This window comes from Bradyrhizobium sp. SSBR45G (genome assembly GCF_030159255.1).
Lineage (GTDB): Bacteria > Pseudomonadota > Alphaproteobacteria > Rhizobiales > Xanthobacteraceae > Bradyrhizobium.
In genome coordinates this window covers 1-21,871 of the sequence record NZ_BSCT01000027.1, presented here as the reverse complement: position 1 = coordinate 21,871, position 21,871 = coordinate 1, and the positions used below count along the sequence as shown (strand labels likewise).

Annotated in this window: 16 protein-coding genes; 9 read left to right on the top strand and 7 right to left on the bottom strand. The window is 67.3% G+C overall.

Annotation, left to right across the window (positions count from 1 at the left end; translation table 11 throughout):
• Positions 1-203: 203 nt before the first annotated feature.
• The 4 genes from QQL87_RS25960 to xylB form a co-directional block, all read right to left on the bottom strand.
• Complete coding sequence (locus QQL87_RS25960) at positions 204-1,151, bottom strand: ABC transporter substrate-binding protein (RefSeq protein WP_284421812.1); 948 nt, start codon at positions 1,149-1,151, stop codon at positions 204-206.
• 99 nt (positions 1,152-1,250) lie between these two features.
• Positions 1,251-2,288: an ABC transporter permease subunit gene (locus QQL87_RS25955; RefSeq protein WP_284421811.1), complete on the bottom strand. Its 1,038-nt coding sequence runs from the start codon at positions 2,286-2,288 to the stop codon at positions 1,251-1,253.
• Positions 2,281-3,804 carry a sugar ABC transporter ATP-binding protein gene (locus QQL87_RS25950; RefSeq protein WP_284421810.1) on the bottom strand — a complete coding sequence of 508 codons (1,524 nt, stop codon included), beginning with the start codon at positions 3,802-3,804 and terminating at the stop codon, positions 2,281-2,283. Before QQL87_RS25950 ends, QQL87_RS25955 begins: the two co-directional genes overlap by 8 nt.
• Positions 3,805-3,957: 153 nt before the next feature.
• Entirely contained in the window at positions 3,958-5,403 is a 1,446-nt protein-coding gene (gene xylB, locus QQL87_RS25945) for a xylulokinase (RefSeq protein WP_284421932.1), read from the bottom strand.
• Between the two features lie 125 nt (positions 5,404-5,528).
• On the opposite strand from xylB, the gene QQL87_RS25940 reads away from it, so the two are divergent.
• The 5 genes from QQL87_RS25940 (at position 5,529) to QQL87_RS25920 (ending at position 11,197) form a co-directional block, all read left to right on the top strand.
• Entirely contained in the window at positions 5,529-6,365 is an 837-nt protein-coding gene (locus QQL87_RS25940) for an SDR family oxidoreductase (RefSeq protein ID WP_284421809.1), read from the top strand.
• 182 nt (positions 6,366-6,547) lie between these two features.
• Positions 6,548-7,672: a GGDEF domain-containing protein gene (locus QQL87_RS25935; protein WP_284421807.1), complete on the top strand. Its 1,125-nt coding sequence runs from the start codon at positions 6,548-6,550 to the stop codon at positions 7,670-7,672.
• Positions 7,673-7,781: 109 nt separating this feature from the next.
• Positions 7,782-9,116: an acyclic terpene utilization AtuA family protein gene (locus QQL87_RS25930; RefSeq protein ID WP_284421806.1), complete on the top strand. Its 1,335-nt coding sequence runs from the start codon at positions 7,782-7,784 to the stop codon at positions 9,114-9,116.
• An 85-nt stretch (positions 9,117-9,201) separates the two neighbouring features.
• Positions 9,202-10,752, top strand: a complete 1,551-nt coding sequence (locus QQL87_RS25925; protein ID WP_284421805.1) for a GMC family oxidoreductase — start codon at positions 9,202-9,204, stop codon at positions 10,750-10,752.
• Between the two features lie 157 nt (positions 10,753-10,909).
• Entirely contained in the window at positions 10,910-11,197 is a 288-nt protein-coding gene (locus tag QQL87_RS25920) for a hypothetical protein (protein ID WP_284421803.1), read from the top strand.
• Between the two features lie 3 nt (positions 11,198-11,200).
• Here the strand turns inward: QQL87_RS25920 and ggt are convergent, their stop codons facing one another.
• A complete protein-coding gene (ggt, locus tag QQL87_RS25915) occupies positions 11,201-12,880 on the bottom strand; it encodes a gamma-glutamyltransferase (protein WP_284421801.1) in 1,680 nt (559 codons plus the stop codon).
• Between the two features lie 218 nt (positions 12,881-13,098).
• Between ggt and QQL87_RS25910 the strand changes: the two genes are divergently transcribed.
• Positions 13,099-14,592, top strand: coding sequence for an amidohydrolase family protein (locus QQL87_RS25910; protein WP_284421800.1), 1,494 nt, complete (start codon positions 13,099-13,101; stop codon positions 14,590-14,592).
• On the top strand, positions 14,589-15,518 hold the full coding sequence (locus QQL87_RS25905) for a CobW family GTP-binding protein (RefSeq protein WP_284421799.1): 930 nt from the start codon (positions 14,589-14,591) through the stop codon (positions 15,516-15,518). Before QQL87_RS25910 ends, QQL87_RS25905 begins: the two co-directional genes overlap by 4 nt.
• A gap of 17 nt (positions 15,519-15,535) precedes the next feature.
• Here QQL87_RS25905 and QQL87_RS25900 read toward each other — a convergent pair whose 3' ends face one another.
• Together QQL87_RS25900 and QQL87_RS25895 are read right to left on the bottom strand one after the other, a co-directional pair.
• A complete protein-coding gene (locus QQL87_RS25900; protein WP_284421798.1) occupies positions 15,536-16,672 on the bottom strand; it encodes a GGDEF domain-containing protein in 1,137 nt (378 codons plus the stop codon).
• A 93-nt stretch (positions 16,673-16,765) separates the two neighbouring features.
• Positions 16,766-17,842, bottom strand: a complete 1,077-nt coding sequence (locus QQL87_RS25895) for a J domain-containing protein (RefSeq protein WP_284421797.1) — start codon at positions 17,840-17,842, stop codon at positions 16,766-16,768.
• A 427-nt stretch (positions 17,843-18,269) separates the two neighbouring features.
• Here QQL87_RS25895 and QQL87_RS25890 point away from each other — a divergent pair, with 427 nt between their 5' ends.
• Together QQL87_RS25890 and QQL87_RS25885 are read left to right on the top strand one after the other, a co-directional pair.
• Positions 18,270-19,145, top strand: coding sequence for a dihydrodipicolinate synthase family protein (locus QQL87_RS25890; protein WP_284421931.1), 876 nt, complete (start codon positions 18,270-18,272; stop codon positions 19,143-19,145).
• A gap of 246 nt (positions 19,146-19,391) precedes the next feature.
• Complete coding sequence (locus QQL87_RS25885; protein ID WP_284421795.1) at positions 19,392-21,725, top strand: xanthine dehydrogenase family protein molybdopterin-binding subunit; 2,334 nt, start codon at positions 19,392-19,394, stop codon at positions 21,723-21,725.
• Positions 21,726-21,871 lie beyond the last annotated feature (146 nt).

Below are 21,871 nucleotides of genomic sequence, written 5' to 3'. Positions count from 1 at the left end.
TCCAAGGTCACCGGCGCGGATGGAATTCCCCGTCGAGGCCGTTGTTTGCCACAACTGATGCTGCCGCGCGAGTCTGAGATCCGCGGTCTTGCGTGGCATTCGGCTGGGACCGAAGGATGCAACACGTGGTGTCAACAAAACGCCGCCCGTGGAGGGCGGCGTTTCTCGATGTCAACGATCGCCGTGCTGACCGGCTACGGCGCCTATTCCTTCCGGTCCGAGGTCCAGCCCTTGTACTCGCCGACATTGTCGCGGGTGATCAGCTTGGAGGGCAGCAGCTCGACGGTGGAGGCGGGCTTCTGGCCGTTGAGGATGCTGACGCCGATCTGGACGGCGCGGCGGGCCATGAAGAACGGGTCCTGCGAGGCCGAGGCCTGGATCTGCTGCGAGGCCGGATCCTTCAGCGCGCTCTCGATGTCGGGCGCGCCGTCGACCGCGGTGATGATGATGCCGGTGCGCTGCTGCTGGCGGGCGGCGAGATCGGTGCCGATCGCCTGCGGATCGTTGATCGCGAAGATCGCGTCGATCTTCGGGAAGCGCGTCAGATAGCCCTGGGTCACCGTGAGGCCGCCTTCGCGCGAGCCCTTGGCGTCCTGGTCGCTCGACAGCAGCTTGATGCCCGGCGCCTTGGCGAGCACGCTCTTGCAGCCATTGACGCGGTCGATCACCGCCGACACCTGCGGTCCGTTCTGGATGATCACGTCGCCCTTGCCGCCGAGCTTGTCGACGATGTACTGGCACGAGATCTCGCCGGCCTGCACGTTGTTGGTCGTGACGGTGGCGTCGGCGCCTTCGGCCGCGGTGTCGACCGCGACGACGAGGATGCCGGCGGCCTGCGCCTTCTTGATCGCGGGGCCGATCGCCTTGGGATCACCGGGATTGAGCAGGATCATGTCGACGCCGGCGGCGATGAAATTGTCGATCTGGGTGACCTGCTTGCCGAGGTCGTATTCGAAGCCGACCGCGGTGATCTTGACGTTGGGGTTGGTCTTCTTGGCCTCGAACTCGGCACCCTTCGACAATGCGACGAAGAACGGGTTGCCGAGCGAGCCCAGCGACACGCCGATCGATTTCAGCTCCTTGGCCGAGGACGGCGCGGAGCTCATGACGAGCGCCAGCGCAGCACCGGCGAGTGAAATGGTCTTCAACATTGGTTTCCTCCCTGGTCCTTTTTGAATCCCTGCGCACGGCGGACCAGCGGCCGTGGAAGAAGCGTGAGGCGCGGCGCCGGCGGCGCCCGCCGGTGTTGATCATGTGCGCGCCGAACCCTGCAGCCGGTAGCGGTCGAGCGCGACGGCGCCGATGATGACGAGGCCCTTGATGACGTATTGCCAGATGTCCGATACGCCGACCAGAATGAGCCCGTTCGACAACACGGCGATGATCAGCGCGCCGACCAGGGTGCCCCAGATCGAGCCGATGCCGCCGACGAAGGACGTGCCGCCGAGAATGACCGCGGTGATCGCGTCGAGCTCGTAGGATTGTCCGAGCTGCAGGCCGTTCGCCGCATAGAGCCGCGCCGCCTGCATGCCGCCGCCGAGGCCGGCGAGCAGGCCCGACATGCCGTAGACGAAGATCAGCACCGCCCAGACCTTGATGCCGGCGAGCCGCGCCGCGCTCTCATTGCCGCCGACCGCATAGATGTGCACGCCGAGCACGGTACGGCGCAGGATCAGCCACGACGCCACGATCACCAGCAGGGCGATCACCGACAGCCAGGGGATCGAGACGAGGCCGGGAATGATGGTCAGCGAGGCGTTGCCGATGAACGCATAGGGGATCGACGGATTGAACACGGTGGTGTCGCTGCCCATCAGCCGGGCGAGACCGCGCACGGCGGTGAGCGATCCCAGCGTGACGATGAAGGGCGGCAGCCGTAGCAGCGCAATCAGGGCGCCATTGATGATGCCGAAGGCGAAGCCGGTCAGCACTGCGGCCGGCAGCCACAGCGCGCCGAGTTCCGGCATCTTGGACATGGTGAGGCCGGCCATCGCCGCCGCCGCCAGGATCGAGCCGACGGACAGGTCGATGCCGCCGGTGAGGATGACGAAGGTCATGCCGGCCGCGAGCACGGTGTTGACGGCGGCCTGCTGCAGCACGATGCCGAGATTCTGTCCGGTGAAGAAGCGGCCATCGGCCAGAAAGTGGAAGCCGAGGCACAGGATCAGCAGCACCGGCAACATGCCGGCGGCACGGATCATGGCCCGCACGCGCTGCTGCTTCTCCGCCGCGGACGGCAGGACGGGAGCGGTGGCGGCCTTGGCTTGAGCTTGGCTGTTGTCAGGCATCGACATGCTCCGTCCCCGTGGCCAGCGCCATGATGTCTTCCTGGGTGATGGGTGAATTTGTGCTCTGCTGCAGCTCGCCGGCGAGATGACCCTCGCGCATGACAAGCACGCGGTCGCAGATGCCGAGGATCTCCGGCAGGTCGGACGAGATCACGAGGATCGCCGTGCCGGACTTGGCGAGATTGTCGATGATCGAATAGATCTCGGACTTGGCGCCGACATCGACGCCGCGCGTGGGCTCGTCCAGGATCAGGACCTTCGGTGCGATCGCGAGCAGCCGCGACAGCAGCACCTTCTGCTGATTGCCGCCCGACAGGCCGCCGACGGTGACGCCGGGATTGGGCGCGCGGATGCCGAGCGCGCTGAACGCATCGTCGGCCCGCGTCTTCGCCTTGTCGCGGTCGAGAATGCCGCCGAGTCTGGCGTCGCGCCCGATCACGGCGAGGTTGATGTTGTCGGCGCAGGACATGTCGAGAAACAGGCCGAGCGCCTTGCGGTCCTCGGTGAGATAGGCGATGCCGGCATCCAGCGCATCGCGCGGCGTCTCGATCTCGATGCGCTCGCCGTCGAGCTCGAGATGCCCTGTCGTCTTCGGCGTCGCGCCGATGATGAGATGGGCAAGCTCAGTGCGCCCGGCGCCGATCAGACCGGCTAGACCGACCACCTCGCCGGCGTGAACGGTCAGCGAGCAGCCCTTGACGCGGCGGCCATCGCCGAGATCGACGGCCCTGAGCACCTCGCGATCACGCTTGGCATGCGGATCGTGATCCTTCTTGTAGAACGACGAGACATCGCGGCCGACCATCATGCGCACGATGCTGTCGGCGCGGATGTCCGGCTTGTCGAGCGAGCCGACCAGCCGGCCGTCGCGCAGCACGGTGACGCGGTCGCCGAGCGCGTAGACCTCGTCCATGCGGTGCGAGATGTAGATGATGGCGAGGCCTTCGCTGCGCAGCTGCCGGATCAGCGCGAACAGCTTCTCGCTCTCGCCGGCCGACAGCGACGTCGTCGGCTCGTCCATGATCAGGATTTTCGAGCGCGCATGCAGCGCGCGGGCGATCTCGACCAGCTGGCGTTGGCCCATCGACAATTCGGCCACCAGCGTCGCGGCGGTGAAGTCGGCGCCGAGCCGCTGCAGGATCGGGCCGACCCCTTCGCGCATCGTGCCTCGCGCCAGCAGGCCGCTCTGCGACAGCTCGCGTCCGAGATAGATGTTTTCGGCGACCGTCAGGTTCGGCGCCAGCGACAACTCCTGGTAGATGATCGAAATGCCGGCGTTTCGGCCACCCATCGGCCCCTCGATGCGCGCCACCTTGCCCTCGATGCGGATCTCGCCGCCGGGATCGGGGCGATAGGCACCGGAGAGAATCTTCATCAAAGTGGATTTGCCGGCGCCGTTTTCGCCCATCAGCGCATGCACTTCACCGGCATAGACGGTGAGGTCGACCTTCTGCAGGGCCTTGATGGTGAAGAATGACTTCGACACCCCCCGCATCTCGAGGATCGGACCGCTCATCGTGCCTCCCAATGCACGTCGTTTTATGTTCCGCGGCTCGTTGATGACTGGCGCGGGGAAATCATTAAACTAGAGGCTGTTGCCGAATACAATACGAAAGACAGCCGGCTGCAACACGTCGCCGCGAGACGGCGGTCGTGTTTCCAAGTGTATTCAGCTCCGGCGGTGGTAGAGGCGGCGCCAGCGCGGCAGCCGCTCGGCATAGTCTGCCGCCAGTGCGGGATCCGGCGCGAAGCTCCGCACGCGCGCCGGCGGCGTGCAGACGCTCGCGATCTCTTCCCCGGTGACGGCAAGCCGCGCCAGCCGCGCCGCGCCGAAGGCGGCGCCAGTCTCACCCTCGGCGAGGCGATGGATCGGGAGGTTCAGCACGCTCGCCAGGATCGCGAGCCAGAGATCCGAGCGCGAGCCGCCGCCGATTGCATCCGCTTCAGCAATGACAAGACCCGTGTCCGTCAGCGCATCGCGGCAATCGGCAAGTGCGAAGGCGACGCCCTCGAGCACGGCCTGCACGATGGCGTTACGATCGGTGGCATGGCTCAGGCCATCGAGCAGGCCACGCACATTCGGATCGTCATGCGGCGTACGCTCACCGGCCAGATAGGGCAGGAAGCTGACCGGCGACGGTGCAGCCGGGGCTGCGCCGAGCGGCGCGAGCAACTCGGCCTCGGACGCGCCGAGCAGCCGCGCAATCCAGGCGAGGCAGGAGGCCGCCGACAGCATCGCACCGGCCTGCAGCCACATCGCCGGGATCGCATGACAGAAGGTGTGTACGACGCGCTCGGGATTGGCCGTGACCTTGTCGACCGGCGTAATCACGGCGCCGGACGTGCCGAGCGTGATGAACGTGGCGCCGGGCCGGATCGCGCCGATGCCGACCGCGCCCGCCGGGTTGTCGCCGGCCCCGCCGGCAATGACCGGCCGCTTCGACATGCCCCAGCGCCCGGCGAGATCGTTGCGCAACCGGCCCGCCGGCGCGCAGCCTTCGACGAGGCGGGGCATCTGCGCGCGTGTCAGGCCGGTGGCGGCGAGGCCGTCGTCAGACCAGTCGCGCCTGACGACGTCGAGCCACAGCGAGCCGGACGCATCCGAGACATCCTCGATCGCCTCGCCTGACAGCACGAGCCGGACATAGGCCTTCGGCAGCAGCACGAGGCGCGTTGCGTTGAAGATCTCCGGCTCGTGGTCAGCGATCCACACCAGCTTCGGCGCGGCGAAGCCGGGCATCGCCTTGTTGCCGGTGATCCGCCGCAAGGCGGGCCAGCGCTGTTCCAGGACGGCGCATTCGGCCGCCGACCGGCCGTCGTTCCAGAGGATGCATGGACGCAGCGGCGAGAGGTCGGCATCGAGCAGCACCGGGCCGTGCATCTGGCCGGACAGCCCAATGCCCGCGACCTCGGCCATCTCGCCGGCATGATCGGCCTTGAGCGCATCCAACGTCGCGAACACCGCGGCGATCCAGGCGGCCGGATCCTGCTCGGCCCAGCCCGGGCGCGGCACGGAGATCGTCAAGGCATGACTGCGGCTTGCGATCACGCGCTGCGCGTCATCGACGAGAATCGTCTTGACGGCCGAGGTGCCGAGATCGATGCCGAGATACATGACGCCCTGCGCCGCATGCACGGTGACGGATAAGGTGTGGAGCGATACCAGAGTCCTGATGGCCTTGTCATCCGGACACCAGTCATCGTAGCGCATGAAGTGAGATCATTCCGAGGAGTCGAGACATGCAGCCAACCGTCCCATCCACCAAGCGCTCGTCGCGTCTCGCCGGACATTACACGCTGGTGACCGGCGCCGCGCAGGGCATCGGCCGCGCGATCGCGGTGCGCTTTGCGGAGGAGGGGGCGCATGTCGCGGTCAACTTCGGCGGGCCGTCATCGTCGGGCGACGAGACCCTGGCGCTGGTGCAGGCAGCCTCTGCCGCCCATGGTCACGGTGCGCGCGATCACATCACGGTGAAGGCCGATATCGGCGTCGAGGCCGACATTGCCGGCATGTTCGAGACGGTGCTGGCCCGCTGGCCGCGGCTTGATTGCCTCGTCAACAACGCAGGCTTCCAGCGGGAGTCGCCGAGCGAGTCGCTCGACGTCGAGACCTATCGCGCCATTCTCGAGGTCAACCTCAACGGCGCCGTGCTGTGCGCGCGGCATGCGCTGGCGCACTTCGTCGCGCGCAATGGGGGCGGCAACATCATCAATACGTCGAGCGTGCACCAGATCATCCCGAAGCCGGGCTATCTCGCTTATTCGATCAGCAAGAGCGCGATGGCCGGTCTCACGCGCACGCTCGCGCTGGAATTCGCGGGACGTGGCATTCGCGTCAACTCCGTCGGCCCCGGTGCTGTCGATACGCCGATCAACGCGGCCTGGACCGACGACCCGGCCAAGCGCGCGGCGGTCGAGTCGCACATTCCGCTGGGGCGGGTCGCGACACCGGACGAGATCGCCGGCGTGTTCGCCTTCCTCGCGTCATCAGAGGCGAGCTACATCACCGGGCAGACGATCTATGCCTGCGGCGGCATCACCCTGTTCGGCGAATTCCGCGACAACTGGGCGAGCTGATCGAGAGCTGCAGCGATCATGCGCGGCGTTTCGCTGCGGTTGCGGGACGTTTCATTCGAATTGTGATCGTCGCGGTGAGGATTCCTTCATCATCATCGGTGCATGGCAGCCCTTCGCAGGTGCAGCGATATTTCATTAAGGGCCGGGTACGATAGTGCGTGCATTCGTGAAGTGGAATTGCGATGCATCAATTGGATCCGGAGACTCGTCGCGAGCTCGCGCATTTGCTCTACAGCTCGATGCCGCTGGTCGGGACGATCTCGGTCGCGGCGGTCGTGATCGGGACCGTGATGGCCTGGGTCGCGCGGGATCCCGGCTACGCCGTCATCACCGTCGCGTTGCTTCTGATCGGCGCCTTTCGCGTCATCAAGATCATCATGTTCATGGCGCGGTTCGATCGCCTCGGCCATGACGACATCATCCGCTGGGAGTGTCTCTATGGGATCGGCGCCGTTGCGTTCGGCCTTGCGGTCGGCGCCCTGTCGGCGCGCGCTTTTCAGATCGGCGACGGTCCGGGCATCTGGATGTGCTTCGGCCTGTCGATGGCGTTTTGTGTCGGCCTCATCTCCCGGGTCAGCCCGTGGATCGTGATGACCTCGTCGGCGGTGCTGCTGATCCCCACGGTGATCGCCTGCCTGCTACAGCCCGAGCCTGTCTACCGCATGGGCGCCGGCATGGTGGTGCTGTTCTGGATCACCTTGCGCGGCACGTCCTATCGGCTCACGGCGGCCTTCACCGAGCGGATCACGGCGCAGCAGGCGCTGGCGCGCCAGGCGCATCGGGACTTCCTCACCGGGCTGCCGAACCGTGCCGCGTTCATCGCTGCGCTTGCCGGTAGCGATCGTCCGGTCGCGATCATCGCGGTCGATCTCGACGGCTTCAAGCTCGTCAATGACCGGTTCGGCCATCAGGCCGGTGACGAACTGCTCTGCCAGGTCGGCGCGCGTCTGCAGGATTGTCTGGGGGACGGTGGCTTCGCGGCGCGGTTCGGCGGCGACGAATTCATGCTGCTGCTGCCGCGGGCAGGGCGCGACGCTGCGCTCGCGCTCGCCGAGGCTGCGGTGATGGCGCTGGCGCAGCCGTTCACGCTGGCCGGAACCCGCGTCCAGATTGGCGCGAGCGCGGGCATCCTGGTCACCGATGACCGGCAGGCCGAAACCGAGGCGCTGCTCGACCAGGCCGATCGCGCGCTCTATGCCGCGAAGCGGGCCGGCGGGCATCGCTGGTGCTGGGCCGACGACGAGATCAGCGTCACCGCCCCATGGACGCGGCTGGGCGCGGCGCCGGCGCTGTCACCGGCCGAGTAGCCGCCGTCGTGATGGTCTGATCTGCGTGGGCCGCCTCTGGCACGCCCGGCGCGAGGCGGCTATCGTCGCCGGACGAAGCACGAACAGACAATTCGGGGAGGATCGGCCGATGCGCAGCATCAGGATCGGCGCCGGCGCCGGCTATTCCGGTGACCGCATCGAGCCGGCGATCGAGCTCGCCGGGAAGGGCGGGCTGAACTATCTGGTGTTCGAATGCCTCGCCGAGCGCACCATCGCGCTGGCGCAGCAGGCGCGGATGAAAGACCCGCAGACGGGCTACGATCCGCTGCTGGCCGCGCGCATGCAGGCCGTGTTGCCGATCTGCCGCGCCAACAATGTCCGCATCATCACCAACATGGGCGCAGCCAATCCGCCTGCTGCGGCCGAGGCCACCCGCGCGATCGCGCGCAAGCTCGGGCTTGGCGGGCTGAAGATCGCAGCCATCACCGGCGATGATGTGCTGGATCAGCTGAAGACGAGCGACGTCGCGCTCGACACCGGCGACACCGTCACGGGCCTCGGCAACCGCATCGTCTCCGCCAATGCCTATGTCGGGGCGCGCGCCATTGCCGAGGCGCTCGCCGCTGGCGCGGATGTCGTGATCACCGGGCGTGCGGCCGATCCGGCGCTGTTCCTCGGCCCGCTGATTCATGAGTTCGGCTGGGCGATGGATGATTGGGACCGGCTCGGTCAAGGCACGGTGGTCGGTCATCTGCTCGAATGCGCCGGGCAGATCACGGGAGGCTATTTTGCCGATCCCGGCGTGAAGGACGTTCCCGGTCTCGCGCGGCTGGGCTTTCCGATCGGCGAGGTGCGCGAGGATGGCGAGCTCACCGTCACCAAGGTCGCCGGCTCCGGCGGCTGCGTCACGCCGGCCACCGTCAAAGAGCAGCTGCTCTATGAGATCCATGATCCCGCGCAGTATTTCCAGCCCGACGTCGTGGCGGATTTTTCGCAAGTCGGCGTCGAAGAGATCGGCCCCGATCGGGTGAAAGTGGTGGGCGGACGCGGCAAGCCGAAGACCGGGTTGCTCAAGACGTCGGTCGGCTATCTCGACTCCTATGTGGGCGAAGGCCAGATCTCCTATGCCGGCCCGGGCGCCGTCGCCCGCGGCCAGCTGGCGCTCGACATCGTGCGCGAGCGTCTCGCATTGATAGGTGTGGCCATGAGCGAGCTGCGCTGCGACCTGATCGGCGTGAACGCGCTGCATGGCGATGCCCTTGCGCAAGGCGCCGAGCCCTACGAGGTGCGCGTTCGTGTCGCGGGACGGACGGAGACGATGGCGGAGGCGGTTCGGATCGGCAACGAGGTCGAGACGCTCTACACCAATGGTCCGGCCGGCGGCGGCGGCGCCTGGAAATCGGCGCGCGAGGTGATCGCGGTGGCCTCCTGCCTCGTTCCCGAGAATGCGGCGAAGCCCTGCATTGGGATGCTGGTGGCCTGACGTTGCAAGGGCTTCACGGACCGCGTCCGGCATTGCAGAGTGGTCTCCGTGATTGCGATGTCCGGGACAAGCGAGAGTTCACTTCATGTATGACGTGATTGTTGTCGGCGGCGGCTCTGCAGGCGCGGCCATGGCTGCGCGCCTGTCGGAGCAGCCGGAGAAGCGGATTCTGCTGCTCGAGGCGGGCGCGGACTGGCGTGCGGCCGATGTGCCCTGGGAGATCGCCACGCCGAATCCGATTCCGATCATCCATGATCGCGCCTTCCAGGAGAAATGGCAGTGGCCGCAGCTGCTGTCGCGCCGCGTGGCGGGACAGGACATGCGCTTCTACTGGCGCGGCAAGGGGCTCGGCGGCAGCTCGATGATGAATGGCCAGATCGCCATCCGCGGGGTGGCCGATGCGTTCGACGAATGGGCCGCCAATGGCTGCACGGGATGGTCGGCCAAGGAGATCATGCCGCTTTTCTCGGTGATCGAGGACGATCTCGCGCTCGGCGACCGCGACGGACATGGACGCGGCGGGCCGCTGCCGGTCTATCGCGCTCCGCCGGACACTTGGGGCCCGATCGACCGGGCCTTGCGCGATGCGGCGCTTTCGAGCGGCTATCCCTGGTGCGACGATCTCAACGGGCCGGATGGCGAGGGCGTCGCGTGCTATCCGATCAACAGCCGCAATGGCCGGCGCATCTCCACAAATGAAGCCTATCTCGAGCCGGCGCGGGGCCGCGCGAACCTCGAGATCCGCGGCCGGGCGCTGGTCGATCGTCTCCTGATCAGCGATTTCAAAGCCACTGGTGTGCGCGTCCACATCGAGGGCGAGGGCATCAAGGAGATCGCCGCGCGCGACATCGTGCTGTGCGCCGGCGCCATCCACAGCCCGGCGATCCTGCTGCGCTCCGGCTTAGGCCCCGCAGCGGACCTGCAGGCGATGGGTGTCGCCGTGCTGCGTGATCTTCCCGTCGGGCAGCACTACTTCGATCATCCGCTGTTCCGTACCACCATCCAGCTGCGCGAGGAGTTGCGTCCGACCGATCGCGACACCCGCCACACCAATTGCTGTGTCACCTACTCGTCGGGCCTCGCCGATGGCGGCAAGCGCGACATGATCCTGATCGCGTTCAATCATCGCGGCATCGGGGTGCCCGGCGCGATCGGCGCCGGCCTGTTCAACGCCTTCTCTCGCGGCACGCTGAAGCTCGCCTCGACTGATCCGAGCGTGGATCCGATCGTGGAGGAGAACATGCTGGCCGATGTCAGCGACATCGCGCGGATGCGGGATGCGGTGAAGCGGCTGGCGGTCATCACGACGCAGCCGGCGCTGCAGGACATCGCCGACTGGATCCGCCTCGGCGATACGCCGCTCACTCTGCCGCAGGCGGCGGCGCTGCCGGATGCGGAGCTCGACGCGCTGCTGCGCCAAATTACTGGCGACATTCAGCATGCCGCGGGCAGCTGTAGCATGAGCGGCTTCGACGATGCCGACGGCGTGGTCAATCCGGATGGCACGGTCAAGGGCATCTCAGGTCTGCGCGTCGCCGATGCCTCGATCATGCCGTCGGACTGCCGCGCCAACACGCATTTCACCACGGTCGTGATCGGCGAGGCGATCGCGCGGATGATGCGGAAGCGGGCGTGAGGTGAGGCATCAGCTCGGGCCTCATGGTTCGAGACGCGCCTTCGGCGCTCCTCACCATGAGGGGCAAAAGCCGAGGCACTGCACACCGGACCATGAACACGCCGAGAGGCGTGTTCATGAAGAGGATTTTGCGCGAGAGCGGCGCTGCAAATTGGCCATGAGCAGCATGCTCATGGAGAGGGTCTGGCTCCGAAACTGGCGCGGCACGCGGGCCGGGAGTGGCGGACTGATGGAGAGCGAGCAAGCGCCCGTTTTGTGCGACTTGCTTCTTATGTCGCAAAAAAGGCTTTCACTCCTCACCCTGAGGAGCCCGACGAAGGCGGGCGTCTCGAAGGGCGAGGCCGAGCTCCGCCCTCTTCAGGGCGATGCGACCGCATCGCCCGAACGCGTCGCAGGGGCGACGTTCCTCACCATGCAAGTCCAGATGATGCGAAAGAGCGCCTGAGCCTCAGGCGATCGCGAAGCGCAGGCCGGCGCGGGCGCGCCCGCCGGAGATTGCGATCGGCGTGCCGTCGGCGCGCCAGCACGCGGCGCCCGTCAGCGTGCCGTCGTCACCGAAGGCGATGGCATTCATGCCGCCGGCCACGATCGGCTCGCGCTTGATCTCGTGGCCGCGCGCGGCGAGCGCCTCGGCGACGTGATCGGGAAAGCCCGGCTCGAGCTCGAGCACGCCGCCCTGCGTCCACAGCCGCGGCGCTTCGACCGCCTCCTGCAAGGACATGCCGTGGTCGATCAGGTTGACCAGGGCCTGGAACGCCGAGGGGAAGATGCGCAGGCCGCCGGGCAGGCCGAGCGCGTAAGCCAAGCGTCCGTCGCGCAGCGCCATCATCGGCGCCATCGAGGTGAAGACGCGCTTGCCGGGCGCGATCGACAGCGCGCGGCCCGGATGCGGATCGAAATTGTACATGTAGTTGTTGGCGGTCATGCCGGTGCCCGGGATCTGCACGCAGGCGCCGAACAGGCCGTTGATGGTCTGCGTGGAGGCCACGACATTGCCCTCGGCATCGGCGACCGTGACATGGGTGGTGTTGGCGGATTCAGTCGGCGAGAGGCCCGCACCAAAACTCTGCGCCCGGCCCATGTCGATCTGCGCGCGCCGTTCGGCGGCATAGGCCTTCGACGTCAGCCGCTCGATCGGAACGTCGACGAAGGCGGGATCGGCGGTCGCGACCGCGCGGTCGGCGAAGGCGATCTTCAGCGTCTCCGCCAGCAGATGCGCGCCGTCGGCCGAGCCGAAGCCGAGCGCGCGGACATCGTAGCCTTCGAGGATGTTGAGCATCTGCACGATGTGCACGCCTGAGGAGGAGGGCGGCGGCGGGCCGATGATCTCATGGCTGCGGTAGACGCCGCGGATCGGCGCGCGCTCGATCACCTTGAAGGCTGCCAGATCCGCCGCGTCGATCAAGCCGTCGTTCTTGGCCATGTAGGCCGCGAGCGCCGCGCCGAGCGGCCCGCCATACAACGCGCCCGGTCCATCCTGCGCGATCAGCCGCAGCGACGAAGCGTAGTCGGCCTGGATCACGCGCGTGCCTGGCTTGACCGGTTCGCCGCCCGGCAGGAACAGCGCCGACAAATGGGGATCATTGGCGAGATCGCCCGCGACCTGCCGCACGCAGTCGTTGAGATAGGGGCTGGCGACGAAGCCGTGCTCGGCGAGCCGGATCGCCGGCGCCATCACCTCGGCCAGCGGTAGCCGGCCATAGCGCACCAGCGCCTCGCACCAGCCCTTCAGCGCGCCGGGCACGGCGACGGCGAGCGCGCCGACGACGTTGCGCCGGCCGCGCGTCTCGCGCGCCAGCGCGATCTCGTCGGAGACCGGATCATACATCCCGGGCGTCGACCGCAACGGCGCCGTGCTCAGGCCGTCGAGCACGATGTGGCGGCCGTCGGCGAGACGGATATGCGACAGGCCGCCGCCGAGAACGCCGACCATCATCGGCTCGACGACGGTCAGCGCAAACAACGCCGCTACAGCAGCATCGATCGCATTGCCGTCGCGCATCAGCATCTCGGCGCCGGCGCTCGATGCGAGCGGATGGTTGGTCACCACCATGCCGCGCGAGCCGGTCGCGGGCTGCCTCTCGCAGGTGAATTCGGCGATGCGGCGTGAGCCGATGGACGACGTCATGGAATCTCCGGCCTGTGTGCGGCGAGCGTCTGATGTTGTGCGGCGGCTCCGATCCTGACCGATCCGGCGCGCCGGGGAAAGAGGCCTGCGGTGTCGATGAACTGATAAGTCTGCGTCATGCGCGGCGCGGAGGGCATCGATCTCCCCGGCCGCGTTTTCATCGATCGCCATCTGTGTTAGGCCTGCAAGCAGTTCCATTAAACGAGCTTGCTGACGGCATGACCCATTACGACCTGATCATTCGCGGTGGCCGCGTGCTCGACCCCGAAACGCAACTCGATGCGACGGCCGACGTCGCCATCAAGGACGGCGCGATCGCCGCCGTCGGCGATGTCGCCGGCGGCGCCGATCAGGTGATCGATGCGGCAGGCCTCGCGGTCGTGCCCGGCTTCATCGATCTGCACGCGCACGGCCAGTCGCTGCCGGCCGACCGCATGCAAGCCTTCGACGGCGTCACCACGACCTTGGAGCTCGAGATCGGCGTCATGCCGGTGGCGCGCTGGTATGATGAGCAGGAGGCGATCGGCCGCACGCTCAACTACGGCGCCGCGGCCGGCTGGGTGTTCGCGCGCATCGCGACGATGACGACGCAGCAGACCGCCTCCACCATCGCCGGCATGGGCGAGGCGACACGCGACAAGCGCTGGGTCGAGGAGGTTGCGACGCCGGCCGAGACCGCCGAGATCGTCGAGCGCACGCGGCAGGGCCTGGAGCAGGGCGGCCTCGGCATCGCCTTTCCGAACGCCTATGCGCCCGGCACCGGCATGAAGGAGCTGTCGGAGCTGTGCAGCCTCGCGGCCAAGCACAACACGCCGACCTATACGCACATCGCCTACATGTCGAACGTCGATCCGCGGAGCTCGGTCGAGGCCTATACGCGGCTGATCGGGCTTGCCGGCTCGACCGGCGCCCACATGCACATCTGCCATTTCAACAGCACCAGCCTGCAGGACGTCGAGCGCTGCGCCGAGCTGGTGCAGACCGCGCAGGCCCAGGGGCTGAAGGTCACGACCGAGGCCTATCCCTACGGCACCGGCTCGACCGTCGTCGGCGCCGGCTTCTTCGCCGATCCCGCCTTCTGCCAGCGCATGGGCACCGGCTATGACGCGATCGAGATGGTTGCCGAGCGGCATCGCCTCGGCAGCCGCGAGGAGGTGCTGGAGCGACAGCAGGCCGATCCCGGCGCGCTGGTGCTGATCCATTTCCTCGACGTTGCGGTCAACCAGCGCCATCGCGACCTGCTTGACGTGTCCGTGCTGTTTCCGGGGGGCGCCATCGCCTCGGATGCGATGCCGTGGATTCTGTCCAACGGCACGGACTACACCGGCGACGCCTGGCCGCTGCCCGATGATGCGGTGTCGCATCCGCGCTCGTCGGCGACTTTCACGAAGTTCTTGCGCGAATGGGTGCTGGACCGCAAGGCGGTGCCGCTGATGGACGGCCTCGCCAAATGCACGCTGATTCCGGCCCGGATTCTGGAACCGTCGACGCCGGCGATGCGCCGCAAGGGGCGGCTGCAGACGGGCTGCGATGCCGACATCGCGGTGCTCGATCTTGCGGGCCTGCGCGACTGCGCCGACTTCCTCAACATGAACCGGCCGTCCGAAGGCGTCAGGCATCTGCTCGTCAATGGCCGCGCCGTGATCGCCGACGGACACCTCGTCCGCGACGTCAGGCCGGGGCGGCCGGTGCGCCGGCCCGTGCTGTCATGATCGTTCCCGTCCTGCTGGTTGCCGGCGCGCTCGGCGCCGGCAAGACGACGCTCCTCAATCATCTGCTCGCCAATCCCGACGGCCGGCGCATCGCCGCCGTCGTGAACGACTTCGGCGCGGTCGACATCGATGCGCAGCTGCTCGGCAAGGTGACGGAGGAGGTGATCAGCCTGAAGAACGGCTGCATCTGCTGCTCGCTGCAGGGCGACCTGCTGCGCACGCTGTCGTCGGTGATCAAGCGCGATCCGGCGCCGGATGCGATCGCGATCGAGACCTCCGGCATCTCCGATCCCGCCGAGATCATCCGCAACCTGATGGACCCCGTGATCTTCAAGGTCGCGCCGCTGGAGACGGTGGTGACGCTGGTCGATCCGCAGCGGCTGCAGGACGATCCCGACATCGCGCAGGATGCACTGTGGCGCTCGCAGCTGCGCGCCGCCGACTTCGTGCTGCTGACGAAATCAGACCTGCTCGATCGCGCCGCGCTCGATCGGGCGCGTGCCATCATCGGCCAGACCAAGCCGCAATCGGCGATCTTCGAGATCGCGCGAGGAATCGTCGCGCCGGATCTGCTGTTCAGCCGTGACCTGCGTGCGCCGCGCGAGCTGCCACGGCAAATGCCGACAATGTCGGAGCCGTTTGCGACCGTGACATGGACCTCGCACGCGCCGCTGTCGCTGGTCCGCTTCCAGCAGGTGATCGGCCAGCTGGCGCCGCGCACCCTGCGCATCAAGGGCGTCCTGCAATTCAGCGAGCATCCGGGAATGCCGATCCTGTTCCAGTCGGTGGCGACGCGCGGCACCCTGGCGCCATCCCCGGTGCCGCCGGCCGATGGACTGACGGCGCAGCTGGTGCTGATCGGGCGCGAGGGGGAGCTCGATGCTGCTGACATCGACGCGCTGCTGCGCGGCGTGATCGTCTCCTGAAAGCGTAGCGCGCGGGCTCAGCCCGCCTGGCGCAACGCGCCGCTCTCGGCCTCGACCCAGGTGCAGCCGCCGCCGCCTGCGCGCTTGGCGGCGTACAGGGCGCTATCGACCTGGCGCAGCAGCTCGTCCACCGCATCGTCGGTGAGCGGCCGGTCATTGACGAGCAGGCCGGCGCTGGCGCCGATGATGACGGGGATGTCGGACAGCAGGAACGGCATCGACAGCGCGCGGACGGCGTCGCGCGCCAGCTGCAGCGCTTCCTCGCGCGCCTGCGCGCCGCTCGCCACCGGCTTCAGCAGCATGAACTCGTCGCCGCCGAAACGCGCGGCGAGACCGTCCGCTCCGACGCAGCTCGAGAGCCGGGCCGCGACCTGGCGCAGCAGGTCATCGCCGGCATGGTGGCCGTGGCGGTCATTGACCGGCTTGAAGCCGTCGAGATCGATGGCGATGATCGCGATGCTGCCCGTCGCGCCTTCCAGTGCCGCCAGGAAGGCCGCCCGATTCGGCAGCCCGGTCAGGAAGTCGTGGTTGGCCTGGCGCGCCAGCGCGTGCTTGGCCTCCAACCGCTCGATGAAGGCGGTGCTGAGATGGCGCGAGGCCTCGCGGATCGAGAACCAGAACAGCAGCAGCATCGCGGCGCCGAGCTGATACGGCAGCTCGGGCCGCATCAGGCCTGCGACCAGCGTCGGGGCGAACAGCACGGCGGTGGCGGTCAGCACCACCCACGGGCGGATCGCCGCGCGTGACACCATGCCCACGCAATAGGACATCGACAGGCCGAACGCGATCCACGCGCCCGGCGCATCGTTGAGCTGGAATGCGCGGAAGGTGAGAGCGCCGAGCGCAAGCCCGAAGGCGGTCGCGCCGGCGGCATAGACCTTCTCCCAGAGGATCACGTCGCGATCGGTCAGGCGCGCCGAATGCTGCTTGTAGCGTAGCAGGCTCACCACGCGACCCACGGCGTTGACGATGATCGCGAACGCGATGGCGATGTAGCCGGGGTCCCGATGCAGGACGGCAAGCGCGACCGAGCCGGTGATGGCGGCCGCGTTGATCGACATGACCTGCGGCAGGGACGTGTACAGGAGATCGACGAGCTCGCGCCGGATCGCCGGATTCGGATGGATGAATGTGGAAAACAGCCCGTGTCCCATGGCATCACAATGGGACAGGTTTCCTAATACTTGATGGTCGCAAACAATTCCCGCGCCGGAGCCTCGCGGTTACCTTAAATCTTCGTCAATCGCTCACGGGGCCCGGCTGGGATCGCTCATGCCATAGGCCGGAGTCGCCGTCGACAGCCGCGCCGACATCGGAGCTACTGCGGCGACCCTTGGCGCTTCGGCCTTCGGCATATCGGGCTTCACGTCGGCCTTTGCATCGGCCTTCGGCGGATCGAGCTTCAACGGCCGCAGCGGCTGGCGTTTGGCCATCGCGTCGAGCACGGCGCGGTTGGTCTTCTCGATCCGCTTGGCGGCGGCGACATCGGCGAAGGCGCGGTCGAACTTGCGCATCCGATAGAACACGATGCCGCGATCGATATAGGCTTCCTGATAGCGCGGATCGAGCTGGATCGCCGCGTCGAGATCGGTCAGCGCCGCAGCGAACTCGCCCTTCTGGAACGAAGCCATGCCGCGGTCGTGGAGGGTGCGGGCCTCGTTCGAGGCGGTGCCGCCGGCCGTCGGCGCATCCGTCGCGCACGGAGCGCTGCCGGCCCCCTGCGTGCAGGCCGGATGCTCCTGCTCGGCCGAATAGACAGCATCGACCTTGCTGACGCGGAGCGGCAGCGGCTCGCTGCCCGCCGCATTGCTGCTCGCGGCATTGGCGGCGGTCTCGGCCGCGGCTTTCGCAGGCGCTTCGCCGACCGTCGTCGTGTCCGGCGCAGCGAGCGCGCTCTCGATCGGCTTCGCGGGCACCTCGTGCGGCTTCAGCTTGTTGGTCGCGACCACGATCGGCTTCATCGGAACCACGGATGCGGCGGACATATGGGTGAACAGCAGGTAGCCCGTCAGCGCCACCGCGGAGGCGCCGGCCAGCGCCATCACGCCTGATGCGACCTTGTGCACCTTGGCGACGACGGCGAGCTTGGAGTCCTGCCGGTGTTCGTCCTGCGCCGCGCCGAGCAGGCGGTCATAGGCCGTGCGCTGCTCCTTGTCGCCGAGGATGTCGTTGGCGCGGATGATCTGGCGAAACCGCAGCGAGGCGTCAGGGTCTCCGGGATTGACGTCGGGATGACTCTCCTTGACCGCTTTGCGGAAGGCGGCCCGGATGTCCTCAGCGTCGTCGTCCGGAAGAGCTCCGAGCAAATCGTAAAGCGTCTTCATCGTCGCTCTCGCTGCAGGCTTCCCTCGTCTCCGATCGAAATTCCCACGGCGAATTTACGCTGGAGCACTCGTACTAACTCGTTCCGCCTGACATGATGGTTGGTCAATCCGGCGGAAAAATGACTGAAAATGGCGAAGTCTGGAGCCATTTCTGCCGAGTCCGGCGCCATCCCGCCGTCCTTCCTCGTCATTATCGACGCCGTTTTCGCTTGAACCGCCACCGTCCGGGCCTCTACCGCGACACCTGCGCCACATGGTGAACAGAAAGTTTGAAGCTGGATTTAACGGTGGCCCGTTGCCGCATCATAGTTTGTGCATCCGGCCGATCTGCGGCGGCCATTGCCGCGAGGAGATGCGCGGGCCCGGCGCGGACCTGGAGCCGCCCGGCCTGCTTGCGGACAAGGCGAGCCGGCCGCTATATCGGCCCATGACCGAATTCCAGGGTGTGTTCCCCTATCTCGCCTCGCCGATCGATCCGGACGGCACGATCCGCTCCGCCGTGCTGGGGCGGCTGTGCGATGACCTCATCCATGCCGGCGTGCATGGGCTGACGCCGCTCGGCTCGACCGGCGAGTTCGCCTATCTCGACCGCGCCCAGCGCATGACCGTGGTGGAGGCGACGATCGAGGCCGCGCAGGGCCGTGTTCCCGTCATTGCCGGGGTGGCCTCGACGGCCATCGCCGACGCGGTGGCGCAAGCCCGGGCCTATGAGAAGCGCGGTGCGGACGGCATCCTGGCGGTCCTCGAAGCCTATTTCCCGGTCAATGACGCCGGCGTCGAAGCCTATTTCCGCGCCATCGCCGACGCCGTCGATATTCCGGTCGTCATCTACACCAACCCGCAGTTCCAGCGCTCCGATCTGTCCTTGGACGTGATCGCACGCCTCGCCGAGCATCCGCGGATCAACTACATCAAGGATGCCTCGACCAACACCGGCCGGCTGCTGTCAATCATCAACCGCTGCGGTGATGCCATCAAGGTGTTCGCGGCGTCCTCGCACATTCCCGCCGCCGTGATGCTGATCGGCGGTCATGGCTGGATGGCGGGGCCCGCCTGCATCATCCCGCGCCAGAGCGTGGAGCTCTATAATCTCTGCAAGGCCGCATGCTGGGATGACGCGCTGGTGCTGCAGAAGAAGCTGTGGCGCGTCAACGAGGCCTTCGCCCGCTTCAACCTTGCCGCCTGCATCAAGGCCGGACTCTCGATTCAGGGCTATGACGTCGGCGATCCCGTGCCGCCGCAGGCCGCGCTGACATCAGAGCAGCGCAAGGTCGTCGAAGAGGTGCTGCACGTACTGGGGTGACCAATCCCTTGCTCCGGCCTCTCCACGTTGTCATTCCGGGGCAGCCCGAAGGGCTGAGCCCGGAATCCATACGCCGAGCCATCTCGGCGGGGTAGACTGGGAGATATCGAGCTTCCGACCGCCGTTCGTGGCTATGGATTCCGGGCTCGCGCTGGCGCGCGCCCCGGAATGACCACCCCTGTTGTGTGGCGCGGCAAATCCGTTAAAAAGCATGCAATTGCTTTGAACTCACCCAAGGACTGACGAATGAACATTCTTCCCAACAACATGCGGTTCGGTGCGGGCCAGCCCGTCAAGCGGCTCGAGGATCAGCGGCTGCTGACCGGGAAGGGGCAGTTCATCGACGACAAACCGGAGGACGGCGCGCTCTGGCTCTACGTGCTGCGCTCCCCGCATGCCCATGCGAAGATCTCCGCGATCGATACCGCCGCGGCGCTGGAGATCCCCGGTGTCGAGGCGATCTATACCGGGGCCGACCTCGTCGCCGACGACGTCGGCAGCATCCCGACGCTTGCGATCTTCAAGCGGCCGGACGGCAAGCCGATGACGGTGCCGCCGCGCCGGCTGCTCGCCCATGAGGTCGTGCGCTTCACTGGCGAGGCGGTCGCCGCCGTGGTCGCCACCTCGCGCACGATTGCGCAGGAGGCCGCTGAAGCGATCGTCGTGGACTATGAGGTGCTGCCGGCGGTCACCGATCCGGTCAAGGCGATCGAGCCCGGCGCGCCCGTCGTCTGGGCTGAGGCGCCCGACAACATCGTCGCCGCGATGAGCTATGGCGACGCCGCCAAGGTCGATGCGGCCTTTGCCAGCGCCGCCCATAAGGTGTCGCTCGACATCGTCAGCCAGCGCCTGGTGCCGTCGGCGATGGAGCCGCGTTCGACCATTGCCGAAATCGAGAAGAAGACCGGACGGCTGCTGCTGTACGTGCAGTCGCAGACCCCGGCTTCGACCCGCGACGTGCTGGCGGACGCCGTGCTGAAGCGGCCGAAGGAAAGCGTGCGCGTCCTGGTCGGCGACATCGGCGGCGGCTTCGGCCAGAAGACCAACCTCTATCCGGAGGACGGCATCGTCGCCTATGCCGCGACCAAGCTGAACAAGAAGATCCGCTGGCGCGCCGAGCGGACCGACGAGTTCGTCGGCGGTACCCATGGCCGCGATCTCACCTCGACGGCCGAGTTCGCGCTCGATGCCAAGGGCAAGGTGCTGGCCTATCGCGTGCGCTCGATCGGCGCCACGGGCGCCTATTCCTCGGGCGCGGCCAACATCATCCCGCTGGTGCTCGGGCCGTTCGTGCAGACCGGCGTCTACGACCTGCCGCTGGTGCATTTCGAAGTGAAGACGGTGATGACCCACACCGCGCCGGTGGGGGCCTATCGCGGCGCCGGACGCCCCGAGGCGGTGTTCATCGTCGAGCGGCTGTTCGACACCGCCGCGCGCCAGATCGGTATCGATCCGCGCACCATCCGGAAAGCGAACTACATCAAGCCGGCGCAACTGCCCTACACCAACGCCGTCGGCCAGGTGTATGATTCCGGCGCCTTCGCCCACATGCTGGAGCGCGCCTCCAAGCTCGCCGACTGGGACGGCTTCAATGCGCGCAAGCGCGAGGCCAAGAAGCGCGGCATGCTCTACGGCCGCGGGCTGACCAGCTACATCGAATGGACCGGCGGCCGCGCCCACACCGAGAAGGTCTCGCTGCACGCGACCGCCGAGGGCCGTGTCATCCTGCATTCCGGCACCATGGCGATGGGGCAGGGGCTGCAGACCACCTACACCCAGATGATCTCCGAGTCGCTCGGCATACCCTTGGACAAGATCGACGTCGTGCAGGGCGACACCGATCTCGCCACCGGCTTCGGCAGCGTCGGCTCGCGCTCGCTGTTCGTCGGCGGCACGGCGGTCGCGGTGTCGTCGAACGATCTCATCACCAAGGCGCGCGAGAAGGCGTCGAACCTGCTGGAGACCGCGGTCGAGGACATCGAATATCGCGACGGTGTCCTGAGCGTCGTCGGCACCGACCGCCGCATCAGCCTGTTCGAGATCGCCGGCAAGGAGACGAAGGCCAAGCTCTCGGTCGACAGCGAGGGCGAGGTCGACGGTCCGAGCTGGCCGAACGGCACCCATGTCTGCGAGGTCGAGATCGATCCGGAGACCGGCATCAGCCGCGTGGTGCGCTACACCACGGTCGACGACGTCGGCGTCGCGGTCAATCCGATGCTGGTCGCCGGCCAGATCCATGGCGGCGTCGCGCAGGGGATCGGTCAGGCGCTGTACGAGAACGTCGCCTACGATGCCGACGGCCAGCTCCTGACCGCGACCTATCAGGACTACTGCATCCCGCGTGCCGACGACGTGCCCCCGATCACGGTCACGCTCGACGATTCCGCGCCGTGCAAGACCAACCCGCTCGGCGCCAAGGGCTGCGGCGAATCCGGCGCCATCGGCGGCCCGCCCTGCATCACCAACGGCGTGATGGACGCGCTGTTCGAGCTGGGCATCACCAACCTGCAGACGCCGCTGACGCCGGAGAAGGTGTGGGCCGCGATCCGCGATGCGAAGGCGAAAAAGGCGGCGGCGTAAGCGGCGTCGCGTTAGTCGGACCCAGGCCCTCTCCCCGACGTCGGTATGCTCCCCTCCCCCTTGCGGGGAGGGGTCGGGGGTGGGGGTCTCCGGGGTATGAACCGGGCTGAGTCCTGACATTTTGGACCGGGTTGATTCCTGACAGG